Consider the following 11,985-nt stretch of genomic DNA (forward strand, 5'->3'; position numbering starts at 1 on the left):
ATCTACACGGGTTTTTATTTTTTACTTATCCATATTTCATCTTCATTTTTTTCAATGTTAATGGCAATTGTTAACTTGATGACATCAAAGAGTTCCTCAATTGCTTCATCCTGATAGACACTCCCTGAGTAGATTTCATTTTTCAGACTGGAATCTTTAAATCGAATTTCAACTTTGTACATGCGTTCGAGCGTTTTAGCCAATTCGCCAAGAGTTATTTTGTCGAAATAGTGTTCGCCGGTTATCCAGCGTTTCGTTAAGTTGGCATCGGTACGTAGAATTGCATGTTTATGGCTGATTTTATCGAAAGTCCATTTGTCGCCCGGTTTTAGAATAACCGGTTTATTGTTTGCCGTGATATGGTCAATCTCCACACTTCCTTCCACCAAAACAGTTTCAGTTTTCCGGTCATCTTCGTAAGCTTTTACATTGAACTCGGTTCCTAAAACATTCACGTTCATATCTTTTGTGATGACTCGGAATGTGCGTGCTTTATTTTTTGTGACTTTAAAAAAGGCTTCGCCAACTAATTCAACTTCCTGCAAGGCGTTGCTATTCGCTAAGTGATATTTCAATTTAGAGTCATAATTCAAGGCAACAAAAGTTCCATCGGGCAAGGTTAATTCAGATTGTTGTCCTTTTGATGTTGCAATTTCAATCACATCATTTTGAGAATTGAAACCACTAAACAAATGATACTCTCCCATTAAATAGGTTGAAACTCCAAAAATCAATAAAATGGAAGCTGCAGCCGCAATCTGGAAATTGCGAATAGAAAAGACTTTTGCAGAGTGCTTTCTATTGTAAATATTTAGTGCTTCATGTTTTATTTGGTCAAATTCGGAAGCTCCAACGTGGGAAGCTTTTATGTCCTTTTTTTTGAATTTTAAAATATAGGAAACCAATAAAGCCAAAGCTGAATCAGAATCTTTTTGCTTTAATTGCTTATAATCTTTCAGCGATTCTTTCGAAACTTCACTCCGAAATTTCTTGTCGAATAATCTATCTTCAATGTCTTTTCCCATTTCGCTTTTTATTGCTTGTGTACCCTAAAAAGCGAATGAGGCGAAAATATACCCTTCAAAAAATCATGCTGTAGAACATGTTATCGGATGTGTGTTTGAAAAAATAAGATAATTGAATCTTGATCCGAATCAATAATGTCTCTTAATTTACTGATTGCCTTCTGAATAGCATTGCCAACTGATTGGTAATTTACCCCCATCAGTTCAGCAACTTCGGAGTTTGAAAGATTTTTGTAAAACTTCAGGAATATCGTTTCTTTTTGACGCGTAGGAAGCTGATTAAGGGCTTGAGCAAGTTGATCTAATCTCAATTCCTTTTCTTCGGTATCCACGTCTGCAGTGTATTCTAAACGAAAGTCGGCCAATAAATCGTCATTAAAATCAGCACTAACATTTTTATTTTTTCGGAGGTTCGTAAAAATGCGAATACGAAGTGATTTTAGCAGATAGAATAAAATATTGTTGGTGGATGAAAGTTTGTCTTTTTTTGATGCCAATTCGAAAAAAACGTCCTGAATACAATCTTTAATAAAGCTTTCATCAGAGGTCAATCGATGCCCATATTCAAACATTTGCATATGATAGGTATCGAATATATAGGAAAACGCATTCTTGTCTCCCTGTTTAAAACGGCGCCAGATTTCAGAATCGAGATTTTTATCCATCAGGTGAAGAGGTTGCTCTTGGTTTTATTCTAACACTAAATTAGAATAAATTATCGAACAAAGCGGATCACTCCAATTAATAAATAGTCGTTAAATGCTATTCCTGACTTTGGATAACAAAGATTGAATTTACCTTCTTGTTATTGAGGTAATTCCCACACACATGATAAATAAGCTTATCGAAAAAATACGCTGAATTCCATTTATTTATTCTCTAAAGAAAAGTTCTTCTTTAATTCGTTTTAAGCGTTCCAGAGCGTAATCTGCACTTTTAGCTCCTTCTCCCGCTTCTTGCAAATATTGTTGGTAGTAATTTAAAGCTAGTGTTTTATTGAAATTGTATTCTTCATAAGTGGTCGCAATTTCGAATAGCACTTCCACTTTTCTTGAATCTAATTCATAGGCCTTTTTATAACATTCAATAGATTTTTCAAACTCCCGCTGCGAACCATAAACTTGTGCTAAATGGTGATACATTTCTGGATGAAATTCGGGAATTGAGATGTAGATGGCAAAATCCAGATAGTTGGCCGCTAGTTTATAATGATCAAGTCGCTTATGAGACACTCCTAAGTAGAAATTGACGTAGACATCGTTTGGAGCTACCGAATAAACCTCCTCCAGAATTTCAATGGCATCCTCGGTGTATTTGTTGTGATACAAACAAATACCATAATTCAACAGAACCGGAATTAGTGTATCGTATTTAGACATGTATTGATAGTATAGCCTCTGAGCCATTTGAAAATCCTTGTTTTCAAATGAAGCATTTGCAGTTTTTAAATGGACGGCTCTGTTATTTGGAAATTGATTTCCGGCCCGGTACAAGGTCAACATCATCTTATCTTTATCCTTCAGCTTTTCGTATGCTTTGGACAGATTTAAATATGCGCTTAAGTCATTCGGATTTTGTTGCAGATAGTTGCCGTACAATTTAATAGCCTGTTTCAATGAATCAACTTTAAACGCAGCGAGTGCGCTGTATTTATTATACATGACATTGGTTGAGTCGACAGCCTGTATTTCTTTAAACTTGAGGTAAGCTTTTTGATATTCGTTCAGATATAATAGCGACTTGCCGCATTCATATTTCAACAACAAATTTTCAGGCTGTAGCTGCAGGGCATGCTGAAAATCGACAACAGCATTTCCGTAATTTCCCATTGCCTGCATCAAATCAGCACGGGTTGTGAGGTATTTCACATTTTCAGAATCCAGATTTAATGCCTGAGTTAAATTGCCCACTGCTGCCGGATAGTCCATCAATTTTTGATGTGCCAAACTTTTTTTGAAGTATAACTCTCCGGTTTTGGATGTATTTAATTGCTTGTCGATTTGCTCAATGGCATTGGAGTACTCTTGATTTAAAAGCAATAAATCAATTTTATTTTGAGCAATTCCGACAAATGGAATTAATGTAAAAAAAAGAAGAACTAGTTGTTTAAACATGTTTTGATGCGATTGAAAAATGGACTTACAATATTGGAAGTCCTAAATTATTATTGAAGTACAAAGTTTATTGGTATTGTATATGATACCGGAATTGGTTTTCCACTGGTAACGCCTGGCTTCCATTTAGGAAGGGATTTTACCACCCTTATCGCCTCCAGATCCAATAAGGGATCAACGCCTTGTGCAATCCGAACCCTTCCAACTGAACCATCTTTTTCAATGACAAAACTGACAAATACCTTACCTTGAATACTATAGTACATTGCATCAATCGGATACCGAATAATATCAGTAATAAATTTCCTTAAAGCCAAATCGCCTCCAGAAAACTCTGGCATAATCTCTGCGGAATCTACAACATCATCATAAATTAATTTTGTTTGATTACTAAAACCAACAACTGCCAATTCATCAATTTGATTCTTTTGAATATTCGTATTCGTATCAGCAGATTTTAGCATTATTTCGACAATCCCTTTTTGGGCTATATCTCCGTATTTAGAGACTAAACTGTCTAGGTTCTCATTAATAATATTTACTAATTTAATATTATCTGGCGATAACTTCATCATCGCATCTTTGTCCGCTATTTCACCATCAATCAATACTAGAAATTGCTCGTTTGAACCTAATTTTAGTTGAAGTTCGTTTTCTATATTATTAAAATGTTCAATCTTGTCTTGTTTGTTTTCACAAGCAAAAACTAACAAAAGGGCAACAACCACAGCTACTCCAACCATGGACCGAACTTTCGCTTTTTTCGAAGATTTTATTTTTGTCATCATTTCTAAGTCTTGATTTTATTAAAGAAGAATTGAAATTATTGGCGATTGAAAAAAGGACTTCCATTTTATTGGAAGTCCTAAATTATTATTGGAGTACAAAATTTATTGGCACAGTGAATGAAACAGCTACAGCTTGTCCTCTTTGTTTACCCGGCTTCCAATTGGGTAATTTTTTGACTACCCTTATGGCTTCAGCATCCAATGAAGGAGTAACTCCGCGGGCGATTTTCGCACGCCCCACAGTTCCATCTTTTTCAACTACAAAGCTAACATATACTTTACCAGTATACTTATTAGTTATTGCCTGCGTCGGATACTGGACGTTCTTCGCAATAAATTTCCGTAACGCCAAATCCCCGCCCGGGAATTCAGGCATTTCTTCCACAATATTGAAAACATCGGCATCCTGCTCATCAGACTCACTTCCATAAGCAACTACTGTCACGTCCTTCGAAGACTCATTTTTAGCATCGGTAGTTCCAGACTTTAAGTTTATTTCGATGACCCCATTTTGAGCGAGATCACCATATTCCTGAGTGTAGAGCTCCAGTTTTTCTTTTACCACATTAACGGACTCAATGCTGGCTGGATCTAGTTTTTCCATCGCGTCCATATCGGCCATTTCACCGTCAATTAACACCAATGGCTGTTCTCCTGATACTGACTTTATTTGAACGCCAGTTTCAGGCTCTACAATTGCAGTTTCCTTATTTTCGCAGGCAAAAACCAGAACTAAGGCAACAGTCATAATAATTCCTGATAAATATCTGAATTTCGCTTTTTTTGAAGATTTTATTTTTGTCATCATTTTAAGTCTTGATTTTATTAAAGAAGAATTGAAATTATTGGCAATTGAAAATTGACTACCAATAAACTGGGAGACCAGAATTTTTTTATACTGACTGGTTTCCACCCCATTATTTAATACTGCGTGATCGGCCATAAATTCATGGTTTTCTTTAATCACCCTTCTGAGTAACCAGAAGAATGGATTAAACCATTGAAAAATACTAATCAACTCAAGTATTAAGATATCCACCGTGTGTCCCTGGCGAATATGTTCGCTTTCGTGTGCAAGCATTTTCTCCCAACCGGGAGTCGACTCCAGTTTTCGGCTTACAAACAAATAATCGAGGAAAGAATACGGGCTTGAATTGTCATCGATATAAACGTATTTGATTCCATTTCTTTTTACGAGCTGGCCTTTTTTAATAATACGGAAGACCTGAGAAATCCGAACGATGCCAAGTAAGGTAATAATAAGTGCTCCAGCAATGTAGCTGGCCAAAATTAACTGATTGGTGGTAATCCAACTCACGATGGAATGTGATAGTTCGGAACCATTAACAGTAATTGCATCCAGCATATTTGTTCCTTGCCGTGTTGCTAATAGCAATTGATCTCCGGCGCTATAAACTTTTAAATGGAGCAGTGGCAGAACACTTGAAAACAGAATTGCGAAAAGCAAAAACAAACGATTGATTTTGAAAAACGTTTCACGGCGTAAAAACACAAAATACACCAACGAAAGAGCTCCAAGACTGATGCCCGACTCTAAAATGTAATTGATAAAACTATTCATCGCCTATGTTTTTTTTATTTTCAAGATCCTCTCCTACTTCTTTCATTAGCTCCTCAAGCTCAGCTATACTCATATTATCTTCGCGTGCAAAAAATGAAACCATTTCCTTAAATGAATTGCTGAAATAGCCTTTCATAAAATTCTTCATGTACTTCCGCGTGTATTCTTTTTTACTCATTAATGGAAAATACCGGTGAGTTTTACCAAAAGCTTCATAACCAACAAATCCTTTTTTCTCAAGTATTCGAACGATTGTTGATACTGTATTGTATGCCGGTTTGGGCTCAGGCATCTGTTCAATCAAATCTTTCACAAATGCTTTTTCTAGTGTCCAAAGCAATTGCATCACTTGTTCTTCTGCTTTTGTTAGTTCTTTCATCCAATTAAAATTTAATGCGATACAAATATCAAACCAAAGATAACTAAACCGATAGTTTTTTAACTAATTTTTTAGTTATCGTACTGAAAAAAATATTCACTTTGACGGATCACTTTTATTCCTTATTAGAAATAGAAAGCTCATTTTTCTTATTCGATTCATTTCTATAGATTTTATAATTTGACATTTTAAATCTATAACTAATATTTTAGTTTTCAAACTAAATGCTTAGTTATTGTGCCGAAATGAATATGAGAATACGACTAAATACCTGATTAATTAGTCGTTGACGGACTATAATAATTGAAAATCGTCAGCATCGGGCAACACCGGAAAGTTCTTTCGGAAACGCTCTAATGAGTCTTTCGAGAGTTTGGCTGATACAATTTGTTTTTGCTTTTCCTCACCAAGCTGCATTATTTTTCCTTTTGGGTCAATCACACAGGTGTCACCCAGGTAATTAATCCCTTTAGCATCGGAACCAATTCGGTTGATGCCTGCAACGTAGGCTTGGTTTTCGATGGCACGGGCTTTTAAAAGGATATCCCAAACCTGTCGGCGCGGGCCAGGCCAATTAGCAACATTGATCATTAAATCATAATCATCTCGGTTTCGGCTAAAAACAGGGAAACGCAAATCGTAACACACTAATGGCAAAATACGAAATGACTTAATTTTAAAAATCTTGCGTTCCTGGCCTGGAGTAAAATGGATATGCTCCTCTCCCATTGAAAACAGGTGTCGTTTGTCGTAATACTCCAGTTTTCCATCGGGAAATGCAAATATAAAACGGTTGTAGAATGAATTGCTTTCCCGTATCATCAGGCTACCACTAATGACGGTTTGGTTTTCCTTAGCCATCTCTTTCATCCAACTGACAGATTCACCATCCATCACTTCAGCACATTTAGTAACATTCATGCTAAAACCAGTGGCAAACATTTCAGGAAAAACAACCAAGTCGGTTTCCTTCGGTAAATCTGCCAGAAGATTCTGGAGATGTCTGCGGTTATCTGTTGGTTTCTCCCAAGATAAGTCGCATTGGATAAGAGAAATATGTAATTTTTCGTCAGACATAATTTGCATCTGTTAGATAGCGAATTTAAGATTTTTTCTAATCTTCAGCTGTAAACTGATCAGGATGTTTCCCAATCACTCCTTTTTTACGGTAATAGGCTTTCATTCGTTCGATGTCAGCTTGAGCATCATCGGTCAACTCCAAGGTCTCCAACCAGCCAACTTCTTTTCGTCCGAAGTCAAAAAAGCCCAAATAAACGGTTGCTCCTGTTGCCTTAGCAATTGCATGAAAACCAGCTTTCCAGCGTTTATTAGCCTTGCGAGTTCCTTCTGGCGTAATAGCCAAATGCATCACTTCGCGGCTGTTCATTTCATTGATAATCTGCTTGACCACTGTTACTCCTTTGGAACGGTCAATCGGGATAGCTCCCATTTTTCGAAGAAAATAGCCCATAGGCCAAAAGAAAAATTCCTTTTTAATGACAATGTTGGCCACTCCTCCAGCGGATGTGTAATACAAATAGGAAATTACGAAATCCCATACACTGGTATGCGGAACACCAATGATAATGGCCTTTTCATGGGGCATTACACCGTTCACCGTTTTCCAGCCCCACAGCCTCAAGAGAAACTTACAAATCCATCTCATTTTGTTAGCTGATCAATTTTTGTTGAATTTTTTTTGCTGACGCAAAAGTTGCCAAAAATTCAATAGCTAGCTGTGTGGCTTCTTTTAAAAGATGATTGCCATTATACGATACGATAATCATTAAAAATTGCTTGGTTTGATCGGACACCCCAGTGCGAACCGAATCGGATGTTGAAGTTCCAAAAGCACCTTGCGCGTCGCGAAAAACAGGCATTCCTTCAATATTTAATTCGCCCCTTCCCAGTCCTTTGTATGGCTCATCGGCTTTTCCAATCCCCATCTGGATATTTCCGTCAATCCGATTATAATCGTAGCCCCCAATTGAAAAACAGGTACTTATAGAAACCAAGTTCAGTAAATCGACAACATTATTAATTTGATAAAGTCCGTTTCCTTTTACCACCCGGCGCAAGAGAGCTTCCGCTGAAAGTCGGTAACGTGCCGGATCTTTCCCTCAGGCTTTATATGCTTCGCGGGCCGCTGCAATTGCATGGTTATGCCGAATGTTTCCAACTTCTAAAGTAGTAGCTATTTCATCACATTTTTGATTAATTAGCTCCCACAGTTGACTGCTTGGGGCTTGGACTTCCACATCGCAAAAAATACATGAGAGATGGATTTGTGGACAAGCTTGCTTCAGTTCTTCATGAATATCAATGTTAATCATGATACTTTATTTGTAATCGCATGAAAACAAAAATAAGAAATGAAGCTAAGTTTAAACTAAAATGCCGGAACTATTGAGACTAAAAAAACACTTCGGTGCGAATATTCTCTGGAGCAACACCATAGTTTTCTAAAATAGAGGTCACTTCTTCAATCATTTCAGAGTTACCACACAGGTAGCAAATGGTATTTTCAGCCACCTTATTCTCTCTCAAATAATAGGTTACCCGACCAAAATAATTGCCCTTATCTTCGCGAGAGGTACACAAGCAAATACGGTTTGGGCAAAAAGCATCGCTACCATAAGCTTCATCAGCAAAATGAACACCGTGCAGCAGATGATAGTTCAGATTGGTGTAGCTTGTTGCAAACGAATGAAATGGACTTATTCCGGTACCCGTAGCGATAAATAAAACCGGCGCATCTCCAACTGACTGGTCATCTAAAATAAAAAAGCCTCGTGGACCTTCTATTTCAATTGAACTACCGACTTTCAGATACCTCAGATATCGTGAAAAATCACCATCCTTAATTTCACGAACTAAAAAGGATAAGCGATCTTCCTTTTCGGAACTGTAGATTGAATACTCCCGTCCCTCTCCTGTTTCCGGGTTTCGGAGAACAGCATACTGGCCGGGTTTAAAACTAAATTTATTTCGATCAAGGTGAATGAGAAAGGTTTCAGGAGTTAAGGTCTCAATCTCCTGAACCGCGTGTAAATTCTTTTCCATAAGCTAAATTTTTCAGGCATTCACGTGCCTTTCCGCATGATAGGATGAGCGAACCAATGGGCTGCTCTCGACATAGCGGAATCCTCTTTTATAGGCTTCTTTTCTATAGATTTCAAACTGTTCGGGGGTGACGTACTCCACAACCTTCATCAGATTTGGTGCTGGCTGCAGGTATTGTCCTAAAGTAAGTACTTTGCATCCGGCTTCTTTCAGGTCGTCCATTGCTTCAAGCACTTCTTCCGGAGTTTCGCCAAGCCCCAGCATAATGCCTGATTTGGCAACTATTCCAGCTTCGGCGATGTACGATATTACTTTCAAGCTACGATCATAACGCGCCGTACTCCTAATTTTTGGTGTCAGTCGTTTCACTGTTTCCAGGTTGTGTGAAATCACCTCAGGCTTGGCATCAATAACTTGTTGCACCAACTCCTTTTTGGCATGAAAATCAGGAATCAGCGTTTCAATGGTTGTTTTCGGACTCAATTTCTTGATTGCTTTAATTGTTGTTGCCCAAAACCTGGCACCGCCATCCGGCAGGTCATCGCGGTCGACCGATGTAATTACGCAGTGTTTTAACTCCAAGGTTTTAATCGTCTCAGCCAGGCGTTGTGGTTCTTCCCAATCAACTGGATCAGGTATCAAATTTTTCACATAACAAAATCGGCAATTGCGGGTACATTTGTCACCCAAAATCATAAAGCTGGCTGTGCCGGCATTCCAGCACTCCCCTTTGTTTGGGCAATTACCGCTTGTACATATCGTGTTTAATTTGTGTTCGCCTATTAATCGTTTAACTTTCGAGTAGTTCTCGCCACTGGGAAGCTGGGATTTCATCCATCGAGGTAATCGCTCCCCTTTCTCCTTAATCTCTGCCATCTGTAAATAAGTTTTGACCTATAAACGTTAAAGACAAAAGCTTGTTTAAAAAAAGTTGAGATTTCTCTTTTTTTAAAGTTTGAAAAGGTGTCGCCAATATTTTTCGAATGGCCGATTACAAGTATTGTTTTGCAATGCGAAGAGCCTGGCTACCGTATGATCCGCCAAATAAATAGTAGTGATTTAGGATGTGATATATTTGATAAAGCTGCACCCGTTCTTCCCATCCTGGATTTAATGGATACTCGTTTTGATAGGAGTCCCAGGTCGTTTGCGAAAAACCGCCAAACATCGTCATGATCGACAATTCCATTTCCCGGTCGGCATAGCACGAAGCCGGATCGATCAGAGCGGGGCCTTTTTCGGTATATAAATAATTGCCCGACCATAAGTCACCGTGAATCAACGAAGCTTCAGAATTGGATGGGATTAACTCGGGTAAACGTTCAACTAATTTGGTGTAAGTGTCTTTTTCTGTTGAAGAAAGCGAGCGGGTTCTTTCAATCTTATCAACCAAATACATCACTCGCTGTTGTCCGAAAAAATCAATCCAGCTATTATTCCATCGATTATCTTGCTCGGTTACCCCGCAATAATTATCATGATAAAAACCAAAAGAGTCATTGGTTTTACGATGCAACTGAGCCAATCCGAAGCCCAATTTTTCATCTTGAGATGAAGTATGTCCAGCGGGCAAAAAATCCATCAGCAAATACCCCGGAAGTTCATCACCTTCTTTTGCGAGAATAGGCTTGGGAATAATTAGATCTGCTAACTCTGCTTTACCTAGCTCTTCCAGCGCTTCGGCCTCGCGAATAAATAAATCATGAGGAGTGCTGCTGTTCCATTTTAAGAAAAAATCTCCACGGTTTGTTTCCAACAACAAGCTGTTGCTAATGCACCCACCACCAACAGATTGCCTGTTTTTGATGATAAGTTCCTCTTCAAACTTGTTTTGAAATTCTTCAATAATTTGGCTGATTATTTTTTGCTCCATGCAAACAAATTTCAGCATAATAAAAAAAAGTAGCAAACCGGCTTTGTTAAAAAAGCATGATTTACTACTTCAATTTTTTATAGCAAACGAAATGGAAATTAAGCGTTCTTTTCCTCTTCGTTGATTTCAGCGTCGCTTGTTTCTTCTTCTTCTTCAAAGTTCAACAATTCCTTGCTATGGAGTAGATTGTACCACTGAATGATTTTTTTCATATCAGACACATAAACACGATCCTTATCGTATTCCGGAAGTATTTCTTCGAAGTAAGCTTTCAACTCATTTCCTGAGCCAATTTTGGCTACTGCTGCTCCATTTTCCTTTTCACTAATACTTTTCAATACATCTTTTAGAGGAACTTCACTAGTTTCAGTAAAGATCGCAATATCCTCCAATGCACTGATTTTTGCAGTAGAGTAAGCCGGCATTCGTTTGCCGGTTACGAGTGATTCTACAATAATGCTGTTTTTTGCTTCAGCTACCAGTTTAAATAGGCCTGGCTGACCTGCTATAGACATAATTCCCTTTAACATACAATTTCAATTTTAAAACGTCGGCGAAGATAATATTTTCGAAGGATTAGTTCCAAATACACCCTCTATTTATGGTCACACAATAAATTACTTTAGATATTTCCTGTAATAGTCAGCTGTTTTTGAGTCTTCAAAACGAGTGTAAATATTAACCAAATAAGTAGCATATTTCGGATCATGGTCAATTTCCCACAAGGCTTTAAAGTATTTGGCTGCCTGTTGAAATTCTGCTGTCACTTTTTTTAACTCCTGAGTTAATTTTAGGTGTTGCATATGAGTTTTGTTTTTCTGATAAGCTTTCATTTCGCGTTGATAGCGATCTTCTGCCTGATGATAATATTTTGTTCCCAGCCACTTTAATGCTTCAACGTGCATCGGATTAATTGCCACTAACGCTTGGGCTGCTGAATCAGCCTCTGACTCATTATCCAATTGTTTCTGCATCGAAAAATAGGCATCCAGATGATTTTCATCTTGCTTGTTTTCAAGGCTCATTTCAGGCCAAAGTTCGATGGCTTTTTCGCGTTGATTAATGGAGGCGTAAATTTCAAACAACCGGGTATTTACACCGGCAATGTCTGGCTGATCCTGATAGTGGGTACGATAGTATTCCAAGGCCTCCAACTCCTTT

General features: G+C 37.9%; 15 protein-coding genes. All 15 read right to left on the reverse strand.

The window, feature by feature from the left end:
• Positions 1–14: 14 nt before the first annotated feature.
• The gene (locus ACTB00_RS19335) at positions 15–1,025 is read right to left on the reverse strand and encodes a FecR family protein (RefSeq protein WP_463301551.1); all 1,011 of its coding nucleotides are present in this window, start codon (positions 1,023–1,025) and stop codon (positions 15–17) included.
• 80 nt (positions 1,026–1,105) lie between these two features.
• Entirely contained in the window at positions 1,106–1,690 is a 585-nt protein-coding gene (locus tag ACTB00_RS19340; RefSeq protein WP_463301552.1) for an RNA polymerase sigma factor, read from the reverse strand.
• A gap of 207 nt (positions 1,691–1,897) precedes the next feature.
• Positions 1,898–3,139: a tetratricopeptide repeat protein gene (locus ACTB00_RS19345; protein WP_463301553.1), complete on the reverse strand. Its 1,242-nt coding sequence runs from the start codon at positions 3,137–3,139 to the stop codon at positions 1,898–1,900.
• Positions 3,140–3,189: 50 nt separating this feature from the next.
• The gene (locus ACTB00_RS19350) at positions 3,190–3,927 is read right to left on the reverse strand and encodes an energy transducer TonB (RefSeq protein WP_463301554.1); all 738 of its coding nucleotides are present in this window, start codon (positions 3,925–3,927) and stop codon (positions 3,190–3,192) included.
• An 85-nt stretch (positions 3,928–4,012) separates the two neighbouring features.
• The gene (locus ACTB00_RS19355) at positions 4,013–5,509 is read right to left on the reverse strand and encodes a TonB family protein (protein ID WP_463301555.1); all 1,497 of its coding nucleotides are present in this window, start codon (positions 5,507–5,509) and stop codon (positions 4,013–4,015) included.
• Entirely contained in the window at positions 5,502–5,888 is a 387-nt protein-coding gene (locus tag ACTB00_RS19360; protein WP_463301556.1) for a BlaI/MecI/CopY family transcriptional regulator, read from the reverse strand. Before ACTB00_RS19360 ends, ACTB00_RS19355 begins: the two co-directional genes overlap by 8 nt.
• Positions 5,889–6,182: 294 nt before the next feature.
• Positions 6,183–6,965 carry an amidohydrolase gene (locus ACTB00_RS19365; protein WP_463301557.1) on the reverse strand — a complete coding sequence of 261 codons (783 nt, stop codon included), beginning with the start codon at positions 6,963–6,965 and terminating at the stop codon, positions 6,183–6,185.
• 37 nt (positions 6,966–7,002) lie between these two features.
• Positions 7,003–7,554: a 1-acyl-sn-glycerol-3-phosphate acyltransferase gene (locus ACTB00_RS19370; protein WP_463301558.1), complete on the reverse strand. Its 552-nt coding sequence runs from the start codon at positions 7,552–7,554 to the stop codon at positions 7,003–7,005.
• A gap of 4 nt (positions 7,555–7,558) precedes the next feature.
• Positions 7,559–7,957: a B3/B4 domain-containing protein gene (locus tag ACTB00_RS19375; RefSeq protein WP_463301559.1), complete on the reverse strand. Its 399-nt coding sequence runs from the start codon at positions 7,955–7,957 to the stop codon at positions 7,559–7,561.
• A gap of 51 nt (positions 7,958–8,008) precedes the next feature.
• The gene (locus ACTB00_RS19380) at positions 8,009–8,221 is read right to left on the reverse strand and encodes a hypothetical protein (protein ID WP_463301560.1); all 213 of its coding nucleotides are present in this window, start codon (positions 8,219–8,221) and stop codon (positions 8,009–8,011) included.
• A 79-nt stretch (positions 8,222–8,300) separates the two neighbouring features.
• On the reverse strand, positions 8,301–8,951 hold the full coding sequence (locus tag ACTB00_RS19385; protein WP_463301561.1) for a ferredoxin--NADP reductase: 651 nt from the start codon (positions 8,949–8,951) through the stop codon (positions 8,301–8,303).
• A 12-nt stretch (positions 8,952–8,963) separates the two neighbouring features.
• Positions 8,964–9,827: a lipoyl synthase gene (lipA, locus tag ACTB00_RS19390; protein WP_463301562.1), complete on the reverse strand. Its 864-nt coding sequence runs from the start codon at positions 9,825–9,827 to the stop codon at positions 8,964–8,966.
• 115 nt (positions 9,828–9,942) lie between these two features.
• A complete protein-coding gene (locus tag ACTB00_RS19395) occupies positions 9,943–10,824 on the reverse strand; it encodes a fructosamine kinase family protein (protein ID WP_463301563.1) in 882 nt (293 codons plus the stop codon).
• Positions 10,825–10,922: 98 nt separating this feature from the next.
• Positions 10,923–11,354 (reverse strand): DUF5606 family protein, encoded by a 432-nt coding sequence (locus ACTB00_RS19400; protein WP_463301564.1) that lies wholly within the window; start codon positions 11,352–11,354, stop codon positions 10,923–10,925.
• 87 nt (positions 11,355–11,441) lie between these two features.
• Positions 11,442–11,985, reverse strand: a 544-nt coding sequence (locus ACTB00_RS19405) for a hypothetical protein (protein ID WP_463301565.1), incomplete at its 5' end; no start/stop codon positions are given.

Source organism: Sunxiuqinia sp. (genome assembly GCF_055140945.1).

Coding starts and splice junctions, on each gene's coding strand:
- ACTB00_RS19335 (WP_463301551.1), bottom strand. CDS start 1,025: ATGGGAAAAGACATTGAAGATAGATTATTCGACAAGAAATTTCGGAGT.
- ACTB00_RS19340 (WP_463301552.1), bottom strand. CDS start 1,690: ATGGATAAAAATCTCGATTCTGAAATCTGGCGCCGTTTTAAACAGGGA.
- ACTB00_RS19345 (WP_463301553.1), bottom strand. CDS start 3,139: ATGTTTAAACAACTAGTTCTTCTTTTTTTTACATTAATTCCATTTGTC.
- ACTB00_RS19350 (WP_463301554.1), bottom strand. CDS start 3,927: ATGATGACAAAAATAAAATCTTCGAAAAAAGCGAAAGTTCGGTCCATG.
- ACTB00_RS19355 (WP_463301555.1), bottom strand. CDS start 5,509: ATGAATAGTTTTATCAATTACATTTTAGAGTCGGGCATCAGTCTTGGA.
- ACTB00_RS19360 (WP_463301556.1), bottom strand. CDS start 5,888: ATGAAAGAACTAACAAAAGCAGAAGAACAAGTGATGCAATTGCTTTGG.
- ACTB00_RS19365 (WP_463301557.1), bottom strand. CDS start 6,965: ATGTCTGACGAAAAATTACATATTTCTCTTATCCAATGCGACTTATCT.
- ACTB00_RS19370 (WP_463301558.1), bottom strand. CDS start 7,554: ATGAGATGGATTTGTAAGTTTCTCTTGAGGCTGTGGGGCTGGAAAACG.
- ACTB00_RS19380 (WP_463301560.1), bottom strand. CDS start 8,221: ATGATTAACATTGATATTCATGAAGAACTGAAGCAAGCTTGTCCACAA.
- ACTB00_RS19385 (WP_463301561.1), bottom strand. CDS start 8,951: ATGGAAAAGAATTTACACGCGGTTCAGGAGATTGAGACCTTAACTCCT.
- lipA (WP_463301562.1), bottom strand. CDS start 9,827: ATGGCAGAGATTAAGGAGAAAGGGGAGCGATTACCTCGATGGATGAAA.
- ACTB00_RS19395 (WP_463301563.1), bottom strand. CDS start 10,824: ATGGAGCAAAAAATAATCAGCCAAATTATTGAAGAATTTCAAAACAAG.
- ACTB00_RS19400 (WP_463301564.1), bottom strand. CDS start 11,354: ATGTTAAAGGGAATTATGTCTATAGCAGGTCAGCCAGGCCTATTTAAA.